The organism is Rhizobium binae (assembly GCF_017357225.1).
Lineage (GTDB): Bacteria > Pseudomonadota > Alphaproteobacteria > Rhizobiales > Rhizobiaceae > Rhizobium > Rhizobium binae.
This window is the reverse complement of sequence record NZ_CP071604.1, coordinates 3,289,737-3,309,162: the sequence shown is the minus strand read 5'-3', so window position 1 is coordinate 3,309,162 and position 19,426 is coordinate 3,289,737. Positions and strand designations below refer to the sequence as shown.

Genomic DNA, 19,426 nt, shown 5'->3' with positions numbered 1-19,426 from the left:
CGATCAGTCTGCGGACGGCAGAGGCCCGGCAGTTTCGCCGGGCTTTCTGCTTCTCGGAAGCGACTTGGCGAATTGCCAGGCCTTCTTCCATTTCGGCGTGATGACGCCGTTGGCGGCGCGGATATTGTTGATGAATTGCAGCGTTGCCGCTTCCCAGGAATATTGCATGGCCAGCGCGCGCGCTTTCTCGCGGGAGGCGGAGAGGGCGGCAAGGCAGGCGACGCGCAGATCCGCATCGAGCGCCCCGACCTCGCTATCCTCGCCGATGATATCCAGCGGGCCGGTGACCGGGTAGGCCGCCACAGGTACGCCCGATGCCAGCGCTTCCAGGATAGTATTGCCAAAGGTGTCGGTGAGCGACGGGAAGACGAAGACGTCGGCCTGGGCATAGATTTTTGCCAGATCCTCGCCGAATTTTACGCCGGTAAAGTGCACATCGGGATAGCGCTGCTCCAGTTCCACGCGCGCTGGGCCATCACCAACGACAACCTTCGAGCCGGGCAGGTCGAGATTGAGAAAGGCCGGCAGGTTCTTTTCCAGCGCCACGCGGCCGACCGTCATGAAAATCGGGCGAGACAGGCCGAAAGGCTTGTCTTCGAGCGGCATGGGATGAAATTGCGTCGCGTCGATACCGCGGGTCCAGGGCATCAGGTTCTTAATGCCGCGGGCCGACAGATCGCGGGCAAGGCTGGGGGTCGCGACCATGCAGCCGGCGCCGCCATTGTGGAACCAGCGTACGAAGGCATAGAGCCAGCTTTGCGGAATCGGCAGGCGGGCGGAAACATATTCGGGAAAGCGGGTGTGATAGCTGGTGGAGAAGGGCATGCGCTTGCGCAGGCACCAGCGGCGAGCGGTCAGCCCCAGCGGACCTTCGGTGGCGATGTGCACATAGGTGGGATTATGCTTTTCGATCTCGCGCGCGACACGACGGTAACTGGTGATCGACAGGCGGATCTCCGGATAGGTCGGGCAGGGGACGCTGTTGAAGCGCTCCGGCGTCACCATCGAAACCTCAACGCCCATCTTCGCCAATTCGCGATTGGTGTTCTCGATCGAACGCACGACGCCGTTGACCTGGGGATGCCAGGCGTCGGTGACGATCACCAGCCGTTCCGGCAGATTTCCGGCGGCCGCGGCACTGGCCCAGCTCTCGCCGCTATAAGTGTTTGCCGGACGTTGCAGCATGTCGCGATTTCCATCCGCGTTGCACTGATATGCGAACGCTTAACCCAAAAGCGGGTTCCGGAATGGCGATTCCCGCCTGCTTATTTTGAGGCATGACCATGATGGAAATATTACAGCCGAATGCGAGCATTTTCAGGGCGTTCGGCGGCTCGATCGCCGCGAATATGTCAGCGGCTGATGACGGTCGTTTTCATATGGAAGGAAGATGGCGCCGGTCATGGACCGGCGCCGCTTGGGAGGTTTAGGCGGCAGCGGAAGCAGAGCCGGTGAGCGGGACTTCCGAAATCGTCTTCAGAACCTGCGAAGCGATCTGGTAGGGGCAGCCCTGCGAGTTCGGGCGGCGATCTTCCAGATAGCCCTTGTAATCGTTCTTGATGAAGGAGTGCGGTACGCGGATCGAGGCGCCACGGTCAGCAACGCCGTAGCTGAACTTGTTCCACGGAGCCGTCTCGTGCTTGCCGGTCAGGCGCTTGTCATTGTCTGGGCCGTAGACGTTGATGTGGTCCATCAGGTTCTTTTCGAACTGGGCCATCAGCGCCTCGAAATAGGCCTTGCCGCCGACTTCGCGCATGTACTTTGTCGAGAAGTTGCAATGCATGCCCGAGCCGTTCCAGTCGGTGTCGCCGAGCGGCTTGCAGTGATACTCGATATCGATGCCGTATTTTTCGGTCAGGCGCTGCAGGAGGTAGCGTGCCATCCAGATCTGGTCGGCGGCCTTCTTGGAGCCTTTGCCGAAAATCTGGAATTCCCACTGGCCCTTCGCCACTTCGGCGTTGATGCCTTCGTGGTTGATGCCGGCAGCCAGGCAAAGGTCGAGATGCTCTTCGACGATTTCGCGGGCGACGTCGCCGACGTTCGAATAGCCGACACCGGTGTAGTAGGGGCCCTGCGGAGCCGGGTAGCCCTGCTCGGGGAAGCCGAGCGGACGGCCGTTCTGGTAGAAGAAATATTCCTGCTCGAAGCCGAACCACGCATCTTCATCGTCGAGGATGGTCGCGCGGGCGTTGCTCGGGTGCGGCGTGACGCCATCGGGCATCATGACTTCGCACATGACCAGAACGCCGTTGGTGCGGGCCGGGTCGGGATAAATGGCGACGGGCTTCAGCACGCAATCGGAGCTGCGGCCTTCGGCCTGCATGGTCGACGAACCGTCGAAGCCCCAGAGCGGAAGCTGTTCCAGCGTCGGGAACGCGTCGAATTCCTTGATCTGCGTCTTGCCACGCAGGTTCGGTACCGGAGTGTACCCATCGAGCCAAATATACTCGAGCTTATATTTTGTCATCGTGACTCTCTCAATGCTACGTAGGTGCGCAAATCCGGAGGCGATCTCGGCGCGTGAGCGCATCCGACCGCCAGGGGATGAACCTCTTGAAGCATGTGGCGTGCCAGTTTGATTGGCGGCGAAAGAAAAATCGAGAATCAGCCGGCTGGCACGCGTTTTTCCTGGTGGGGAAACCGGTCTGATCGGGTGCGCGAAGACCGTATCTTCCTGAGAAAGCATATTTTCCGGTTCGGAACCCGATGAAAATTTCAGCGTTAGTCCGAGGTGATGAAGTGTTGAACAAATAGGCGGACGCTTTCGGCATAGACAGCATAATGATCAGCCATGCCGACGGTTCTGCGTATATTTTATGCAATTTGCATAAACTATGTGCATCGTGCTATGGTCGCGGTCGTCAATGTCGATGCGCCGAGCTGAATGGAGGCGATCTCATGCCCACCGGTTTCCATCGTGAATCCGCTACGATCTATCAGTTTCCCGTCAAGCCGATGCGGGCCGCCAGCCGGTTCGAACGCGCCCGGCTGATGGAGCGCGAAGCAGCCGATGTCTGCGACGCGGCGCTCGATAGCTGCTGGTATCATGACGAGGCGGTTCGCGATTCGGATCGGCCGACGAAATCCTGATTGCGTGATACGCACGGCAGTTAACGCCGATACGGCGGGGAGCGCCCGCGCATGGCATTCGAACGTTCGTCGTCATGCGCGGGCTTAACGCCCGCTCAATCCGAGCTTTACCTTTGCGACCAAAGCGCCATGCTCACTGACGACGCGGGCTGCGACCCCTGCGGCGAAGCGTGCGGCGACAACCGCATCCTGCGTTTCGAGATAGCGTGCAAGAAAGGCGCCGTTAAAGCTGTCGCCGGCGCTGGTGGTGTCGACCACTGTCTTCACCTTTTCGGCGGGGACGAAGGCTTCGTCGCCGGCAAAATTCAAGTGAACGCCCTCGGCGCCGTTCTTGACGACGATATTAACGGCGCCGAGCGTTCGATAGCGGTGGATCGTCGCTTCGATGGAATCATCGCCGAAATGGGCGGCCTCGTCGTCGAAGCTTGGCATGACGAGCACGGAAGAGCGGGCGCCTTCGCTGATCGTCGCGTGCATGACATCGTAGCTTGACCAGAGACGAGGGCGAATATTCGGGTCGAACACCACCAGCTTGCCGGCGGCCTTGGCGCGGCGGACTTCCGCAAGCAGCGCCTCGGCATCTTCACGCGGCAGGATGGCAAGGGTGATGCCGGAAAAGTAGACGACCTCGGCGCTTTCGACCGCGTCCCGCAGACGATCCGGATCGGCGGCGAGGCTGCGGGCGGCCGAGCTGTCGCGCCAGTAGCTGAAGGAGCGCTCGCCGTTCTTCAGGCTGATCATATAGAGGCCGGGCGTCTTGCCCTTGATGCGCCGGATGAGGCTCGTGCCGATGCCTGCCTTGTCGATGAAGGCGAGCATCTCGTCCGACATGGTGTCGTCGCCGAGGGCAGTGAAATAATCGACCGACCAGTCGGGGCCAAGGCAGGCGCGGGCATACCAGGCGGTGTTGAAGGTATCGCCGGCAAAGCCTTTGCGCAGCAGGCCGTCACCGGCCTGCGAGAGTTCCACCATGCATTCACCGATCGATAGAAACCGTCTTCCGCTCACCTTGTCCTCCCGGCACGAGCGCCGCTGATCCAACAGGCCGCTCTGTCGCTTTGAATTGAAGCTTCATCCGCTGATACGCGGAGCCGGGCGGAGTGACAAGCATTGATGTTGTTGTGGGCGCCGGTATCGCCGGAACTGAAAAGTCCGCCTTCGCGGACAAGGCGAAGGCGGGCTTCGGCGAAGGCTGATTATTCGTGGATGGTGTAGCTGCCGAGCTCGCAGAGGTCCTGCGTATCTTCGGTCGTGTCGAGGTTCGAGTCTTCGTCGAACTCGAAGCGCATGTCGTATTTGCAGACAGTGCGGCCGTCGGCGATGGTGATGTTCACGGTCTCGCCCGGATTGAGGACATTCTGGCCGAAGACGTCTTCTTCCCAGCTGTCGACGCCGGTCGGCGAGCTGTAGAAGCGGGTCAGTACGGAGTTCGTTCCGTTGGTGAGCTTGAAATTCAGATCTTCCGCATGCGCAGATATGGTGGAGGCGGCGACGATCGCGGCAGCAAGCGCGATCGATCCTGACAGTTTCGACTTCATGTATGCGTTCCCCTGGCCCAAGATTAGGCGGAGATGGGATAGCATATGCTCCTATAAAGCTTTCTTATCGAGGATTTTAGATTCCCAGATAAGCCCAAGATACATCCTGCCATCAACACTTCGAAAGGCGAAGGCCGCCCTGAGCGGCCTTCCTTCGGCTCACGGCCTGTCCATATGATAGCAGGCGGCCTTCTGGCCGGGGCGAACGTCCTCGATCGGCGGCATTTCGGTGCGGCAGATGTCGGTCGCCTTCCAGCAGCGCGGCGAGAAGACGCAGCCTTTCGGCGGGTTGAGCGGCGAGGGCGGATCGCCCTGCAGGCGGATGCGGGTGCGCAGGCGCGCGAGCTTCGGATCCGGGATCGGTGCGGCGGAAAAGAGCGCCTGCGTATAGGGATGGGCCGGATGATCGAAGACGGTGGCGCAGTCGCCGGCCTCGACCACCCTGCCGAGATAGAGCACCAGCACATCGTCGGAGATCAGGCGCACGACCGAAAGGTCGTGGCTGATGAAGATCAGCGTCAGGCCGAACTCCTTGCGCAGCTTGCGCAGAAGCGTGATCACCTGGCCCTGGATCGAGACGTCGAGGGCCGAAACCGGCTCGTCGCAGACGATGAGCTTCGGCTTGGTGACGACGGCGCGGGCAATGCCGATGCGCTGCGCCTGTCCGCCGGAAAATTCATGCGGATAGCGATTGATCATCTCCGGAACAAGACCAACGGCAGCCATGATCTGGCGCACCCGCTCGGTGCGCTCGCCCTTCGAAAGCTTCGGCTCGAAGACCGTGAGCGGCTCGGCGATGATGTCGCCGACGGTCATGCGCGGGTCGAGCGAGGCGATCGGATCCTGGAAGATGATCTGCATGTCGCGGCGCGCGGCGCGCATCTCCTCTTCACTGAGGTCGAGGAGATTGCGGCCCTGCCAGAGAATGCGGCCCTTCTGCGATTTCAACAACCGCAGAATGGAGCGGCCGAGTGTCGACTTGCCGCAGCCGGATTCGCCGACGATACCGAGCGTGCGGCCTTCGGCGAGGTCGAAGCTGACATTGTTGACGGCGGTGAGGAAGACCGGCGGCTTGAACAAGCCTTTTGCCGGCAGTTCGAATTGGGTCGTCAGGTTCTCGACCCTCAACAGCGATCGCTCAGCCATGGTTCAGCAACTCCTCACGACGCGGGAACGGGTGGTAACAGGCGGCGCAGTGGCGCGGCGCCAGCGTTTCGAGCGGCGGCGGACGGTCGAGGCAATCGTTCTGGACCTGCGAACAGCGCGGCGAGAAATTGCAGCCCTTCGGCAGGTGCTGCAGGTTCGGCGGGCGGCCGGGAATGACGACGAGGTCGTCCACATCCTGGTCCGGCCGCGGGATGGAGGCATGCAACGCCGCCGTATAGGGATGGGCCGGGTTGTCGAAGAGTTCGTCGACGGGGGCTTCCTCGACGATACGGCCGGCATACATGACGGCGACGCGGTCGGCGAGGCCTGCGACCACCCCGAGATCGTGGGTGATCATCACCAGCGCCGTGTTCATCTCCGCCGTCAGGTCGTTGAAGAGATCGAGGATCTGCGCCTGAATAGTGACGTCGAGCGCCGTTGTCGGTTCGTCGGCGATCAGTAGCTTCGGCTTGGTCAGCAGCGCCATGGCGATGACGATGCGCTGGCGCATACCGCCGGAGAGTTCGTGCGGATAGAGGTGGAACCGCCGGGTCGGATCAGGAATGCCGACGCGTTTCAGCATATCGAGGGCAGCGTCCGATGCCGCGCGGGCCGTCAGGCCGCGATGAACCTCGAGCTGTTCGGTCAGTTGCCGGGAAATCCTCAGCGACGGGTTCAAGGCGGTCATCGGATCCTGGAAGACCATCGCCATGTCCTTGCCGCGAATCTGATCGAGCTCGCGCGGTTTCAGCGACAGCACGTCCTTGCCTTCGAGCAGCGCCTGGCCCGTCGTCCGGCCATTCTTGGCCAGCAAACCCATGATTCCGAGGAAGGTCTGGCTCTTGCCGGAGCCGGACTCGCCGACGATCGCTACGCGCTCGCCGCGCCGCACGGTGAGGTTCATATTCGAGACCGCCTTCACCTCGCCGTCAGGCGTTTCGAAGGTGATCGAGTAGTCGTTGAGTTCGAGCAGGATGTCTTTTTGCATTTCTTGGGGCATTCTTAGCGATCCTTCGGGTCGAATGCGTCGCGCAGGCCGTCGCCAATGAAGAGCAGGCTGAGCAGCAGGGCCACGAGGAAGCTGGCCGGGAAGATGAGCAGCCAGGGCATGCTTTCCATGGCGTCAGTTCCCTCGGCGATCAGCGTGCCGAGCGAGGTCAGTGGTTCCTGCACGCCGAAGCCGAGATAGGAAAGGAAGCTTTCGGTGGCGATGATTTCAGGCACGGTCAGCGCCGCGAAAATGACCACCGGACCGACCAGGTTCGGAATGATGTGCTTGACGATGATCTTGAACGGCCGCTGTCCCGAGGCACGCGCCGCCTCGATGAACTCGCGATGCTTGATCGACAGCGTCTGGCCGCGCACGATGCGGGCCATTGTCAGCCACTCCAGCGCACCGATTGCGGCAAAGAGCAGATAGACGTTGCGGCCGAAGATCACCATCAGCAGGATGACGAAGAGGATATAGGGAAGCGCATACATGATATCGACGAAGCGCATCATGATCGCATCCAGCCTGCCGCCGATATAGCCCGAGATCGCGCCGTAAAGCACGCCGATGACGACCGAGACGACGGTTGCTGTCAGTGCGACCGCAAGCGACACGCGGGTGCCGTAAAGGACGCGGGCAAGAAGGTCGCGGCCGTTCGGGTCAGTGCCGAAATAATGGCCGGTCTCGATTGAGGGCGGGATTCGAAAGGCGGCCCAGTCGGGATCCTCGTAATTGAACGGGATGAACCAGGGGCCGAGGAAAGCGGCGAGGATTAGCAGCACGAGCACGGCGATCGACAGGACGGCCGCCTTGTTGCGTCCGAGCCGACGCAGCGCGTCCCGGGTGAGCGAGCGGCCTTCGGGCGCAAGGCCTTCCGCTTCGAGAAGCTCCTGGGCAAGCAACTCGCGTTTCGCGGGGTTGAGGATCATCGGTTTCTCACTTTCGGATCGAGCCAGGCATAGGCGATGTCGACGAGAAGGTTCAGGAACACGATCAGCACCATGTAGAAGATGACCGTGCCGAGAACCATGCCGTAATCGCGATTGAGGGCTGCATTGACGAAATAGCGGCCGATGCCGGGCAATCCGAAGATGCTTTCGACAACCAGCGAGCCGGTGAGAAGATAGCTTGCCGCCGGACCCAGATAGGAAACGACCGGCATCATGGCGGGCTTCAGCGCGTGGCGTATCACCGTCAGGCGCGGACCGATGCCCTTGGCCTTGGCGGTGCGGATGAAGTTCTGGTTCATCACCTCGATCATCGAGCCGCGGGTAATGCGTGAGATGCGTCCCGCATGCGGCAAGGCCAGGACGACGATCGGCAGGATCAGGTATTTGATCGAGCCGTCACCCCAGCCGCCGACCGGGAACCAGGCAAGGTGGATGCCGAAGATCAATTGCAGGATCGGCGCGATCAGGAAATTGGGCAATACGACGCCGACCAGGATCAGCGCGCCGAGAATGTAATCCGGCGCCTTGTTCTGGTAAAGCGCCCCAAGACAGCCGACGGCGACGCCGACGATGATGGCGATCAGAAAGGCTGCCGTCCCGATGGTGAAGGTGTAGGGCAGGCCGATCATGATCTGCTGGGCGACGGTGAAATCCTCGCTGGCAAAGGAGGGGCCGAGATCGCCCCGCAGCAGGTCGCCGACATAGAGCAGGTACTGCTGGATCAACGGCTTGTCCAGATTGTAGTGGGCGGCGAGATTCTTGAGGATCACAGGCGGCAATGGCCTTTCGCCATCGAAGGGGCCGCCGGGGGCAAGGCGCAAAACAAAAAACGAGGCTGTCACGGCGATCCACATGACGGGGATCGTCGACAGCAGGCGACGGAGAGCGTATTTGATCATGGTCGTGGGCCGGTCCTTCCCGCGCGGGGCGGGAAGGACCGTTTTCCCTTACTCTTTCATCGACAGCCAGCGCGTGCGGTGGATGTCCTGGATGTTGTCGACGAAGCCTTCGACCTTCGGTGAGACGACGTTCTTCGAGACATAATAATAGATCGGCAGGGCGGCGGATTCATCAAGCGCCAGCTGCTCGGCCTTCTTGAAGATTTCGGCACGCTTCTTCAGATCGGTTTCGGCGTTGCCGTCCTTGATCAGCTTGTCGTAATCGGGATTGGACCAGCGACCGTAATTCATCTGGACGCCTGTTACCAGCAGGTTCAAGAAGTTGTCTGGATCGTTGTAATCGGCAAGCCAGCCGGCACGGCCGATTTCGACCTGGCCACGCTGCATCTGGTCGTAATGCACCTTGGTTTCGGCATTGACGAGTTCGACGTCGACGCCAAGCGGCTTCCACATGGATGCGATCGCAACGGCGATGCGCTTGTGGTTGTCGTTGGTGTTGTAGCTGAGAACAGCGTGAAGCGGCTTGTCCGGGCCGAAGCCGGCCTCAGTGAGCAGCTTCTTGGCTTCGGCGACCTTGTCCTTATACGGCAGGCCCTTCCAGCTGACATAGGCCGGCTCGCCGTAATTGGCGGTGCCCGGCGGAACCCAGGAATAGGCCGGCAGCTCGCCGGTGCCGAGGATCTGCGGGCCGATCACTTCACGGTTGATCGCCATCGACAGTGCCTGGCGGACGCGCTTGTCGCTGAAGGGCGGCTTCTGCGAGTTGACGACATAATAATAGAGCCCGGAGAAGGGGGCGACATGCGCCTGGCCCGGCAGGTTCTTCTTCATCCACTCGTACTGGTCGGTCGGGAAGTCGGTGAGGATATCGAATTCGCCGGCACGGTAACGTTTCAGCGCGGCTTCCTGATCCTCGAGCACGAAGAATTTGGCGCCGTCGATCTTCAGATCCTTGGTGCCGTACCACTGGTCGTTCTTGACAGTCGTCACATGCGAGCCCGGAACCCATTCGGTCGGCTTATAGGGACCGTTGGTGACGATGTTGCCGATCTTGACCCAATCCTGGCCCTTGGCCTCGACGACGTGTTTCGGCAGCGGGTAGGCCGTGTAGTGCATCAGCGCATTGAGGAAATAGGGGGTCGGGTTTTCCAGGGTGATTTCGAGCGTCTTGTCGTCGATCGCCTTGACGCCGAGCTGGTTGAGATCGGTGATCTCGCCCTTGTTGATCTTTTCGGCGTTCTTGATGGTGAACTGCAGATAGGCGTAGTCGGCGGCATTCTTCGGGTCGACGAGGCGTTGGAAGGCGAAGACGAAGTCTCCTGCCGTGACCGGCTGGCCATCGGACCACTTGATGCCGTCGCGAAGCTTGAAGGTATAGACCTTGCCGTCGGGCGAAATGGTCCAGCTTTCGGCCTGGCCGGGGACCGGATTGTCCTTGGCGTCCTCGGTGACGAGGCCTTCGAAAATGTCGCCGGCGATACGATTCTCCCAGTCACCGGAAAGCTTCTGCGGATCGAGCGACTGTGGGTCGCCACCATTGTGAATGTTGAGCGTGGCGGCATGCGCCGAAAACGCCAGCAATGTGCCAAGCATCGCGGAGGCGAGAAATTTTTTCGTGAACTGGTTCATTGTGGGTCCACCTTTCTAGGCTTTTCGCCTTTATTAGACATTTGTTCCCGGTGTTTGACCTCTTACGTGCAGGTCAGTGCGCACCTTATCGCAAAGGAATCGCGTTGCAAGCGCAAATCCGGAGTGGGGAAATCGGTTGTGGACAAGCCTATACACGTCGCCCCTTGTTAAAACGCGACGGAATTTCAGAGCCTTCGACGCACCTTCACGAAGACTTCATATGGTTGTCTTTTGTTTCGTCCGCTTTAGTGTGGCGGGTGCGAACAAGGCAGGAGACGTGGCCGATGATATTGCAGGCAGGCGGGAATGCGGATTGGTGGCGCGGCGCGGTGATCTATCAGGCCTACCCGCGCTCGTTTCAGGACACCAACAGCGACGGGCTCGGCGATCTCAAGGGTATCACCCGCCGGTTGCCGCATATCGCCAGCCTCGGTGTCGACGCGATCTGGCTCTCGCCCTTTTTCAAATCGCCGATGGCCGATATGGGCTATGACGTCTCCGATTATTGCGATGTCGACCCGATCTTCGGGACGCTCGCCGATTTCGACGAGATGATGGCCGAGGCGCACAGGCTCGGTCTCAAAGTCATCATCGACCAGGTGATCTCGCATACGTCCGACCGGCATCCCTGGTTCGTCGAGAGCCGGACGAGCCGGATCAATCCGAAGGCGGACTGGTATGTCTGGGCCGATCCGAAGCCGGACGGGACGGCGCCGAACAACTGGCTGTCGATCTTCGGCGGGCCGGGCTGGGAGTGGGACGGCGTGCGCCGCCAATATTACCAGCATAATTTCCTGACCTCGCAGCCGGACCTCAATTTCCATTGCGAAGAAGTGCAGGATGCGGTGCTGGAAACGGTGAAATTCTGGCTCGACCGCGGCGTCGACGGGTTCCGGCTGGATACGGTCAACTATTATTTCTGCGACAAGCAGCTCAGAAGCAATCCGCCGCATGAGCCCGACGAGGATGACGCAGGCCTCGATGCGCCAGACAGCAATCCGTATGGTATGCAGAACCACCTCTACGACAAGACGCAACCGGAGAATATCGAGTTCCTCAAGCGTTTCCGGTCGCTGCTCGACCGCTACGAGGATCGCACCACCGTCGGCGAAGTCGGTGACGGCGCGCGATCGCTGAAGACGGTTGGCGCCTATACGAGCGGCAGCGATAAGCTGCACATGTGCTACACATTCGATCTGCTCGGACCGGAGTTCACCGCCAACCATATCCGCGGCTGTGTCGAGGCTTTTCAGAAGGCGGTGACCGACGGCTGGGTCTGCTGGGCCTTTTCCAACCATGACGTCATGCGCCATGTCAGCCGCTTTGCGCTGACGGAGGAGGAGCGGCCTGTCATCGCCAAGCTCGCAATCTCGGTGCTTGCGGCGCTGCGCGGCTCGATATGCCTCTATCAGGGCGAGGAGCTCGGCCTGCCGGAGGCGGAGCTTGCCTTCGAGGATCTGCGTGACCCCTACGGCATCCGCTTCTGGCCGGCTTTCAAGGGCCGCGACGGATGCCGCACGCCGATGCCCTGGGAGGCCGGCAAGGCGCATGCCGGCTTCACCTCGGCAGAAAAGAGCTGGCTCCCGGTGCCTTACGAGCAGGCAGCGCTTTCCGTCGATACACAGGAGGCAAGCGACGGCTCGGTGCTTCATCACTACCGAAGGACGCTCGCCTTCCGGAAGAGCCATCCGGCGCTTGTTGACGGCGATATGACCTTCATCGGCACCAACCAGGACCTGCTCGCCTTCACTCGCGAGAAGGGCGGGGAAAAACTGCTCTTCGTTTTCAACCTGACGCGCAAACCGGCGGAATTCCGCCTGCCTGACGCTATGGTCCTCGGGGAGCCGCTCGCCTTGCCGGGCTACGAGGCGGTGAACGATACGGGAACCGTGAAGCTTGCGGCGCTGGATGGGTTTTGTGCGCGGGTCAATGGCCTCTCGAAATTGCTTGACAAGGTGCCCCGATGCGAAACCTGTTGAGGGCGAATTGCCGGAAGCCTGGCAGTAGACAGCGTCGTCGTGGCGCTGCTCACCCGATCAGCGCGAACTTATCGACGTCCACCATGCCGCGGTCGGATATCTTCAGGTGCGGGATGACGGGCAGCGGCAGAAAGGCGAGCTGGAGGAAGGGTTCTTCCAGCGTTGCGCCAAGCGCGAAGGCGGCCTTGCGCAGTTGGTGCAGCGTATCGCGGACTGTCTCATAGGGCTCGAGGCTCATCAAGCCGGCAATGGGCAGGGCAATTTCGCCGGTCACCTTGCCGTCCTCGACGACGACGAAGCCGCCCCGGATCACGCCGAGGCGATTTGCGGCGCACGCCATGTCGTCCTCGTCGACACCGACGACGCAGATATTGTGGCTGTCATGGCCGACGGTGGAGGCGATCGCGCCCTTCTTAAGGCCGAAGCCCTGGACGAAGCCGTTGGCGTGATTGCCGTTCTTGCCGTGGCGCTCGATGACGGCGACCTTGATGATGTCGTTGGCAAGATCGACCGCCGTCTCGTTGCCTTTCACCGGGAGCCGGTAGCGGCGATGCTCGGTGATGATCTTGCCCGGCATGACGCCGATCACAGGCGTTTCGCCTTCGGCGACCGGCACACCGAAATGGGCGGCGTTGACCGGCCTGGCCCTGACGCTATCGAGGCCGATCGGGGCGACCGTCTTGCGCGTGGAAAAGAGCGCATCGCTGACGCGGCGGCCGGCGGAGAAGACCATGTCGGCGCGGCAGTTTTCCAGGCTGTCCAGAACCACGAGATCAGCGCGCCAGCCCGGCGCCACCAAGCCGCGATCCCTGAGGCCGAAGGCACGGGCGGCGGAGATCGAGGCAGCGCGATAAATCGCCAAGGGCTCGACACCGTTGGCGATCGCGGTGCGGATCATGTGATCGAGATGGCCCTGTTCGGCGATATCGAGCGGATTGCGGTCGTCGGTGCAGAGCGCGAGATAAGGCGATAGCCGCTCGGTGATGATGGGCATCAGTGCGGCGAGATCCTTCGACACGGAGCCCTCGCGCACGAGGATATGCATGCCCTTGCGGATTTTTTCCAGCGCCTCAGTGGCGGTCGTGCATTCGTGCTCGGTGCGGATGCCGGTTGCGAGATAACCATTGAGGTCGTTGCCGGACAGAAGCGGTGCATGACCGTCGATATGGCCGCCCTGAAAAGCCTGGAGCTTGGCCATGCAGACGGGATCCTTGTGAATCACGCCGGGAAAATTCATGAATTCGGCGAGGCCGATGACCTTCGGATGGTCGCGGAAGGGCAGGAGGCGCTCGATCGGCAGGTCGGCCCCTGCCGTTTCGAGATGGGTCGCCGGCACGCAGGAAGAGAGCTGGACGCGGATGTCCATGATCGTCTCCAGCGCCGAGTCGAGAAAGAACTCAATGCCGGCGGTTCCGAGCACATTGGCAATCTCGTGCGGATCGCAGATCGCCGTGGTGACACCATAGGGCAGGACGCAGCGGTCGAATTCATGCGGCGTGACGAGCGAAGATTCGATGTGCAGGTGCGTGTCGATGAAACCGGGAACGACCGTTCGGCCCGATATGTCGATCTCGGTCTCACCCCTATAGCTGCCTGAAGTCCCGACGATGCGGTCGGCGCCGATGGCGATATCGGACCGGACGATTTCGCCGGTGACAAGATCGAAGAAGTTGCCGCCCTTCAGAACTATATCGGCGGGCACGCGGCCCGCACCTTGGTCGATGAGACGTTCGAGTCTGTTGGTCATGGCACCGCTCACATTGCAACCGATTCCAAAACTTATAACCGATCTGCCGCGACATGCGATGCCCACAAACAAAACCGGGCGCCAAATGGCGCCCGATCGCAGTCTCTCATGTCTTGGCTTATTCGGCCGCGACGATCTTGCCGCCTTCCCACCTGTAGAGCGAGAAGCTCTGCGAGGTCAGGTCGCCGGTTTCGCCGTAAGTGACCTTGCCGATGGCGGTTGGGATTTCCTTGCCGTCCTTCAGCGCGGCGGCGACGGCTTCTGCATCCTCGGCGCTGCCGACCTTCTCGATGCCGGCCTTCAGAACTTCGACGGCGGCATAGGCGTTCAGCGTGAAGGCCTCGGCCGGAATGTTCTTGGCGGCGAGCGCGTCGGCGGCCGTCTTGGAGTCCGGGTTCTTGGTGGCGTCGGAGGCGTTGGTGAACAGCGTGCCTCCCGCCGCATCCGTGCCGATGGCCCAGAATTCGGTGTTGGAGAGGCCATCGCCGCCGATGATCGTCGCGTTGGCGGAAAGGTCATGCAGCTGGCGGGCGAGCAGGCCGCCTTCCGGGTGATAGCCGCCGAAATAGACGATATCGACCTTCTCGGACTTGATGCGGGTGGTGAGCGCGCTGAAATCCTTGTCGCCGGGCGTGATCGCGTCATTGACGACTTCGGTGACGCCGCCGGCGTTCAGCGTCGCCTTGAAGGCGTCGGCGAGACCCTTGCCATAAGCGCCCTTGTCGTTGACGATGGCAATGCGCTTGTCCTTGAAGTTCTGCAGCACGTATTTGGCTGCGACTTCCGCCTGCTGGTCGTCGCGACCGCAAGTGCGCAGCACATTGGTGAGGCCGCGCTTCGTGAGGTCGGGGGCGGTTGCCGTCGGGGTGACCATCAGGACGCCATTTTCAGCCAGAACGTCCGACACCGGAATCGCGACACCCGATGTCACCGGGCCGACGACAAAGCGAATGCCGTCGCCGACGACCTTGTTGGCGGCGGAAACGCCCTGCTTCGGTTCGCCGGCATCATCGGCCAATTCGAGGACGACCTTCTCGCCGAGAATCCCACCCTTCTTGTTGATCTCGTCGACGGCGGTCTGGGCGCCGTTCTTCACCTGATCGCCATAGGCGGCGACTGGACCGGTCAGCGGCGCGATCAACCCGACAGTGATATCGGCATGGGCAAGCGGTGCAAAAGCGAGTGACGCGACGAGGGTCGCCGTCAATGTCTTGAGGGTCATTGTCTGTCTCCTTGGATGGGGTCTGCGACCCACGATGAGGCGCCGCGCCGGCTTTCCCGACCATTCAACGGCCCGTCGGGGGCCGTGCCAAGGACGATCGGTAAGGGCGCGATCAGCGAGCCGGCCGGCCATGTTTGACTCGAGGAGGCTCATGGCCAGATTTCTAGGAATTTTGATGAGATTGCGCAAGTTCATAACAAATAGAACGGAGAATACGGTCGATCCGACCGGGAATGCGCTTGAAGGGATCATTTTCTGCGGTTGCGGGGATTTTTCAGAAGCGAGGTGAAGTCCACGGTCCTGCGTCGGATAACAAAATACCTGCCTTTGGTTCTCTTCAGCTTTCCTGTTAACCGTTAGTTTGGCCAATGGCAGTAGCATCCCAAGATACTCAAATACGGCAGCATTGAAAAAGAGACCGCATAAAGAACTGCATAGACATATCGGGAAATAGAGATCTGGATGCTCAAGCGTATCGATGCCGGTCAGGTGCGTATCGGAATGTTTGTTGAGGCTGTCGAGGGGCTGTGGCACGATCCGCTTTTATCCAAGCGCAGATTTCCCCTGCGCCGCGAAGCCGATGCCGCAAAAATTCGTAAATGCGGCACCGTCAGCGTCATTATCAATACCAGCAAGGGGCTCGACACCAACGGGTTGCCGGGCCGTGACACCGAGATCGATATCCGGGCGGCGCGCGAGACTGTCCAAAAATCCGTGCCGCTGCTGGAAGGGGCTTTCGGGCGTTTGCGCAACGGCGAGGCAATCAGCGTCGATCACCTGACGCCGGTGATTTCTTCCGTCTCCAAATCGATGGACGAGAACCCTTCGGTTTTCCTCAGCGTCACGCGCCTGAAGTCTAAAGACGAAGTGACCTTCCTGCATTCCATTTCGGTGAGCGCGCTGATGATCCTTTTCAGCCGCCATCTCGCGCTCGACGAACATACGATCCAGATGCTCGGCACCGCGGGTTTGCTGCACGATGTCGGCAAGCTTGATATTCCGCTTGAAGTCCTCAACAAGGAAGGGCCTCTGGAAAGGGATGAGATCAGCTTGCTCCGGGGCCATCCGGAGAAGGGGCATGCGATCCTGTCGCGGCAGAAGGGCATGTCGGAGATCGTTCTCGACGTTTGCCTCAATCATCACGAACGCATCGATGGCAAAGGCTATCCGCGCAGCTTGTCCGGTAGCGAGGTGAGCCTTCATTCGCGGATTGCCACGATCTGCGATGTCTATGACGCCATCACTTCGGTGCGGCCGTACAAGGCGCCATGGAGCGCCAGCGAGGCGCTGAAATGGATGCTTGGCGCTGAAGGGCATTTCGATCGCCAGTTGCTGAAAAAGTTCGCCCTCTGCCTTTCCGTCGCCTCTGTGACTTGAGCTTTGCATCTTCGAACGAGAAGACCCGCGAGGGGATTGTCCATCGCGGGCCTTGAGCGGATCTTCGGGCGCGTCTTCAGATGTTGTTCTGAAGGATGGTCCTGAGCTTGCCGAAAAGTTCGTCGATATGGTGCTTTTCGATGATCAGCGGCGGAGAGAGCGCGATGATGTCGCCGGTGGTACGGATCAGAAGCCCGCTCTCATAGGCCTTCAGGAAAGCCGTGAAGGCGCGCTTGGTGGGCTCGCCGGCGATCGGCTCGAGTTCAATTGCGCCGATCAGGCCGGTGTTTCTGATATCGATGACGTTGGGGCAGTCCTTCAGCGAATGCAGCGCATCGGCCCAATAGTCGGAAAGTTCGGCAGCGCGGGTGAGCAGGCCCTCTTCCTTGTAGGTGTCTAGCGTGGCGAGGGCGGCGGCGGAGGCGATCGGGTTGCCGGAATAGGTGTAGCCGTGGAAGAACTCGATCATGTGCTCGGGCCCGTTCATGAAGGCGTCATGAATCTCGGAGGTGACGAACACGGCGCCCATCGGAATGACGCCATTGGTCAGGCCCTTGGCGGTGGTGATCATATCGGGCTTGACGTCGTAATATTGTGCCGCGAAGGGGGCGCCGAGACGGCCGAAGCCGGTGATGACTTCATCGAAGATCAGCAAGATGCCGTGCTTGGTGCAGATCTCGCGCAGCTTCTGCAGATAACCCTTCGGCGGGATGAGGACGCCGGTTGAACCGGCGACCGGCTCGACGATGACAGCGGCGATGGTCGAGGCGTCATGCAGCGTGACGATGCGCTCGAGTTCGCCGGCGATGTCGCCGCCATGCTCAGGCTCACCGCGGCTGAAGTTATTCTTGCCGGGCTGGTGGGTGTGCGGCATGTGATCGACACCGGTGAGCAGCGTGCCGAACATCTTGCGGTTGGCGACGATGCCGCCGACGGAAATGCCGCCGAAATTGACGCCGTGATAGCCGCGTTCGCGGCCGATCAGCCGGAAGCGTGAACCATTGCCCTTCACGCGGTGATAGGCAAGCGCCACCTTGAGCGCGGTCTCGACGGATTCGGAGCCGGAATTGGTGTAGAGGACGTGGTTCATGCCTTCCGGGGCGATGTCGACCAGACGGTTGGCCAGTTCGAAGGCCTTGGGATGGCCGAGCTGGAAGGCCGGGGCGTAATCGAGTTCGCCGGCCTGCTCGCGGATCGCCTCTGTGATCTTCGGGCGGCAGTGACCGGCATTGACGCACCAGAGGCCGGCCGTGCCGTCCAATACCTGACGACCGTCATGGGTGGTGTAATACATGTCCTTGGCGGCGACGAACAGCCGCGGCTCCTTTTTGAACTGGCGATTTGCCGTAAACGGCATCCAGAAGGCGCGAAGATCATTCGGTGCATTGAGGCGGTTGGACATGCTGTTCTCCTGGCCGTCGACGGCCCGTTCCCAAGGGCCGATCGCCCGAATTTTTACTGCCCGGTCAAATTATCAGGGCATCTCAGGGCGTCAACACCTCACATGCTTCAGCGCGGAAAGAACTCGCCAAAGGATACGACCGGCAAACGCGAGATTTGCCGGTCGTGGCGTTAAGGTTCAGGTACTGAAATATCGTTGCCGAGACTTCCGGAAGGATTCCCGTGCGCCACCGGACATGGCCGACGGTCATGTCAGCGCTATCATCAGGCTGCGGATCTGCTTCTGCTCGGAACGAGGTAAATGTCTTCGAGCGTCGCCAGGATCTTCATGACCGGCTCGGATGCGCTTGAATAATATATGGTTTGGGCGTCGCGGCGGGTCTTGACGAGCTTCTGCGCGCGCAGTTTCGAAAGGTGCTGTGAAAGTGCCGACTGGCTGAGGCCGACTTGTGTGGCAAGCACGCCGACGGCGACTTCGCCCTTTACCAGGCTGCACAGGATCAGCAATCTTTTGGGGTTGGCCATGGCTGACAATAGTGCTGCCGCCACATTCGTGTGGTCAGCCAAATCAGGGGTTTCCATATTGTTATCTTCCTAATGCGAAACGTACATCATCTGTCGGGGACAGGCCGCCTGCCGGAGCTGGCGGCCAAAACTAGCAATTGGGCTCGAAGATTGTATATACCTAAATTTAAGGTATCGAGTATGCTATTTTAGATATGTTTGAACAAATGTGATCGGAATCCGAAGCGAGAGTTTCGAATTCGTATCGCACCAAAAAGTCCCCGGAAATGATCTCGAAACCCGCCGGATCGACGCCGCAGATGCGCCAAGAAGGCGATTCCGGAGCATTTAGGCGCACTGCAAGCATTGCCGCCACGTCGGGATGGCACTCTACTAAATCTCGCACTGCTTCGGCCGCTCTGGCGGCGATCTCCTCGGTTGCCGGCGATTGAATGACGAGGTCTCGTCCATCGAGATGGTAGGCGCGGCCGAAGCCGCCATTGAGGCTCGCCCGCTCCGGATTGAGACGGAAGAAGAGAAAGTCGGGAAAATCGATATAAAGTTTTGCCTTGGGATGGCGATCGAGAAAACGCGTGCGGATGCGCTCGTGGAAGCGATGGCCATGCTCGACCGGCTCCGCCATGCATTGGGTCGTCAGCCGACCATGGGCGAGGGGATCGCCTTTGCCCGGCTCACCGGTGAGCAGCGAGGCGCGTGGGTCCCTTGCCAGCGCCTTTGTGTGAGCCGAAAGCCTCGAAACGAGAATGACGGGGACGCCGTCTATATCGGTGGCGAGGAGGACGCGGCTGGCGAAGGGAAAGCCGGTCTCTGGCTCGAGAACGGCGATCGCCGCGTGCCGTGCGGAGCGCAACAGCACGCGGGCGAGCTTGCGGGCTTCATCGTCGGTTTCGCGTAAGGCCGAGGGCAGATCTTTCATAACCGCTTTGTGACAA

General features: G+C 60.7%; 17 protein-coding genes. 3 read left to right on the top strand and 14 right to left on the bottom strand.

What is annotated here, in order from left to right:
• Positions 1-3: 3 nt before the first annotated feature.
• The gene (locus J2J99_RS16265) at positions 4-1,185 is read right to left on the bottom strand and encodes a glycosyltransferase family 4 protein (protein ID WP_168300608.1); all 1,182 of its coding nucleotides are present in this window, start codon (positions 1,183-1,185) and stop codon (positions 4-6) included.
• 241 nt (positions 1,186-1,426) lie between these two features.
• Entirely contained in the window at positions 1,427-2,467 is a 1,041-nt protein-coding gene (locus tag J2J99_RS16260; protein ID WP_168300609.1) for a glutamine synthetase beta-grasp domain-containing protein, read from the bottom strand.
• Positions 2,468-2,898: 431 nt separating this feature from the next.
• Between J2J99_RS16260 and gstI the strand changes: the two genes are divergently transcribed.
• Complete coding sequence (gene gstI / locus J2J99_RS16255) at positions 2,899-3,090, top strand: glutamine synthetase translation inhibitor GstI (RefSeq protein WP_168300610.1); 192 nt, start codon at positions 2,899-2,901, stop codon at positions 3,088-3,090.
• Between the two features lie 84 nt (positions 3,091-3,174).
• On the opposite strand, the gene J2J99_RS16250 is transcribed toward gstI, so the two are convergent.
• The 7 genes from J2J99_RS16250 to J2J99_RS16220 all read right to left on the bottom strand — a co-directional run bounded on the left by J2J99_RS16250 (position 3,175) and on the right by J2J99_RS16220 (position 10,243).
• Entirely contained in the window at positions 3,175-4,062 is an 888-nt protein-coding gene (locus J2J99_RS16250) for a sugar kinase (RefSeq protein ID WP_246638841.1), read from the bottom strand.
• Positions 4,063-4,286: 224 nt separating this feature from the next.
• Positions 4,287-4,628, bottom strand: coding sequence for a hypothetical protein (locus tag J2J99_RS16245; protein ID WP_168300612.1), 342 nt, complete (start codon positions 4,626-4,628; stop codon positions 4,287-4,289).
• A gap of 159 nt (positions 4,629-4,787) precedes the next feature.
• Positions 4,788-5,774 (bottom strand): ABC transporter ATP-binding protein, encoded by a 987-nt coding sequence (locus J2J99_RS16240; RefSeq protein ID WP_168300613.1) that lies wholly within the window; start codon positions 5,772-5,774, stop codon positions 4,788-4,790.
• Positions 5,767-6,774 (bottom strand): ABC transporter ATP-binding protein, encoded by a 1,008-nt coding sequence (locus J2J99_RS16235; protein ID WP_168300614.1) that lies wholly within the window; start codon positions 6,772-6,774, stop codon positions 5,767-5,769. Before J2J99_RS16235 ends, J2J99_RS16240 begins: the two co-directional genes overlap by 8 nt.
• A gap of 2 nt (positions 6,775-6,776) precedes the next feature.
• Complete coding sequence (locus J2J99_RS16230; protein ID WP_168300615.1) at positions 6,777-7,694, bottom strand: ABC transporter permease; 918 nt, start codon at positions 7,692-7,694, stop codon at positions 6,777-6,779.
• Positions 7,691-8,614 (bottom strand): ABC transporter permease subunit, encoded by a 924-nt coding sequence (locus J2J99_RS16225; protein ID WP_168300616.1) that lies wholly within the window; start codon positions 8,612-8,614, stop codon positions 7,691-7,693. The genes J2J99_RS16230 and J2J99_RS16225 overlap by 4 nt, the downstream gene beginning before the upstream one ends.
• A 48-nt stretch (positions 8,615-8,662) precedes the next feature.
• Entirely contained in the window at positions 8,663-10,243 is a 1,581-nt protein-coding gene (locus J2J99_RS16220) for a peptide ABC transporter substrate-binding protein (protein ID WP_168300617.1), read from the bottom strand.
• Positions 10,244-10,527: 284 nt separating this feature from the next.
• On the opposite strand from J2J99_RS16220, the gene bglA reads away from it, so the two are divergent.
• Complete coding sequence (gene bglA / locus J2J99_RS16215) at positions 10,528-12,222, top strand: beta-galactosidase BglA (RefSeq protein WP_168300618.1); 1,695 nt, start codon at positions 10,528-10,530, stop codon at positions 12,220-12,222.
• Between the two features lie 49 nt (positions 12,223-12,271).
• Here bglA and ade read toward each other — a convergent pair whose 3' ends face one another.
• Positions 12,272-13,969: an adenine deaminase gene (gene ade, locus J2J99_RS16210; RefSeq protein ID WP_168300619.1), complete on the bottom strand. Its 1,698-nt coding sequence runs from the start codon at positions 13,967-13,969 to the stop codon at positions 12,272-12,274.
• A gap of 118 nt (positions 13,970-14,087) precedes the next feature.
• Positions 14,088-15,191 carry a branched-chain amino acid ABC transporter substrate-binding protein gene (locus tag J2J99_RS16205; RefSeq protein ID WP_168300620.1) on the bottom strand — a complete coding sequence of 368 codons (1,104 nt, stop codon included), beginning with the start codon at positions 15,189-15,191 and terminating at the stop codon, positions 14,088-14,090.
• A gap of 462 nt (positions 15,192-15,653) precedes the next feature.
• On the opposite strand from J2J99_RS16205, the gene J2J99_RS16200 reads away from it, so the two are divergent.
• Positions 15,654-16,568, top strand: coding sequence for an HD-GYP domain-containing protein (locus J2J99_RS16200; RefSeq protein WP_168300621.1), 915 nt, complete (start codon positions 15,654-15,656; stop codon positions 16,566-16,568).
• Between the two features lie 76 nt (positions 16,569-16,644).
• Here the strand turns inward: J2J99_RS16200 and aptA are convergent, their stop codons facing one another.
• From aptA to J2J99_RS16185, 3 genes are all read right to left on the bottom strand, one after another.
• A complete protein-coding gene (gene aptA / locus J2J99_RS16195; RefSeq protein ID WP_168300622.1) occupies positions 16,645-17,970 on the bottom strand; it encodes an omega-aminotransferase AptA in 1,326 nt (441 codons plus the stop codon).
• 263 nt (positions 17,971-18,233) lie between these two features.
• Positions 18,234-18,551 carry an ArsR/SmtB family transcription factor gene (locus J2J99_RS16190; protein ID WP_168300623.1) on the bottom strand — a complete coding sequence of 106 codons (318 nt, stop codon included), beginning with the start codon at positions 18,549-18,551 and terminating at the stop codon, positions 18,234-18,236.
• A 109-nt stretch (positions 18,552-18,660) separates the two neighbouring features.
• Entirely contained in the window at positions 18,661-19,410 is a 750-nt protein-coding gene (locus tag J2J99_RS16185) for a HugZ family pyridoxamine 5'-phosphate oxidase (protein WP_168300624.1), read from the bottom strand.
• Positions 19,411-19,426 lie beyond the last annotated feature (16 nt).

Coding starts and splice junctions, on each gene's coding strand:
- J2J99_RS16260 (WP_168300609.1), bottom strand. CDS start 2,467: ATGACAAAATATAAGCTCGAGTATATTTGGCTCGATGGGTACACTCCG.
- aptA (WP_168300622.1), bottom strand. CDS start 17,970: ATGTCCAACCGCCTCAATGCACCGAATGATCTTCGCGCCTTCTGGATG.
- J2J99_RS16265 (WP_168300608.1), bottom strand. CDS start 1,185: ATGCTGCAACGTCCGGCAAACACTTATAGCGGCGAGAGCTGGGCCAGT.
- J2J99_RS16185 (WP_168300624.1), bottom strand. CDS start 19,410: ATGAAAGATCTGCCCTCGGCCTTACGCGAAACCGACGATGAAGCCCGC.
- ade (WP_168300619.1), bottom strand. CDS start 13,969: ATGACCAACAGACTCGAACGTCTCATCGACCAAGGTGCGGGCCGCGTG.
- J2J99_RS16225 (WP_168300616.1), bottom strand. CDS start 8,614: ATGATCAAATACGCTCTCCGTCGCCTGCTGTCGACGATCCCCGTCATG.
- bglA (WP_168300618.1), top strand. CDS start 10,528: ATGATATTGCAGGCAGGCGGGAATGCGGATTGGTGGCGCGGCGCGGTG.
- J2J99_RS16220 (WP_168300617.1), bottom strand. CDS start 10,243: ATGAACCAGTTCACGAAAAAATTTCTCGCCTCCGCGATGCTTGGCACA.
- gstI (WP_168300610.1), top strand. CDS start 2,899: ATGCCCACCGGTTTCCATCGTGAATCCGCTACGATCTATCAGTTTCCC.
- J2J99_RS16245 (WP_168300612.1), bottom strand. CDS start 4,628: ATGAAGTCGAAACTGTCAGGATCGATCGCGCTTGCTGCCGCGATCGTC.
- J2J99_RS16205 (WP_168300620.1), bottom strand. CDS start 15,191: ATGACCCTCAAGACATTGACGGCGACCCTCGTCGCGTCACTCGCTTTT.
- J2J99_RS16200 (WP_168300621.1), top strand. CDS start 15,654: ATGCTCAAGCGTATCGATGCCGGTCAGGTGCGTATCGGAATGTTTGTT.
- J2J99_RS16190 (WP_168300623.1), bottom strand. CDS start 18,551: ATGGAAACCCCTGATTTGGCTGACCACACGAATGTGGCGGCAGCACTA.
- J2J99_RS16235 (WP_168300614.1), bottom strand. CDS start 6,774: ATGCCCCAAGAAATGCAAAAAGACATCCTGCTCGAACTCAACGACTAC.
- J2J99_RS16240 (WP_168300613.1), bottom strand. CDS start 5,774: ATGGCTGAGCGATCGCTGTTGAGGGTCGAGAACCTGACGACCCAATTC.
- J2J99_RS16250 (WP_246638841.1), bottom strand. CDS start 4,062: ATGGTGGAACTCTCGCAGGCCGGTGACGGCCTGCTGCGCAAAGGCTTT.
- J2J99_RS16230 (WP_168300615.1), bottom strand. CDS start 7,694: ATGATCCTCAACCCCGCGAAACGCGAGTTGCTTGCCCAGGAGCTTCTC.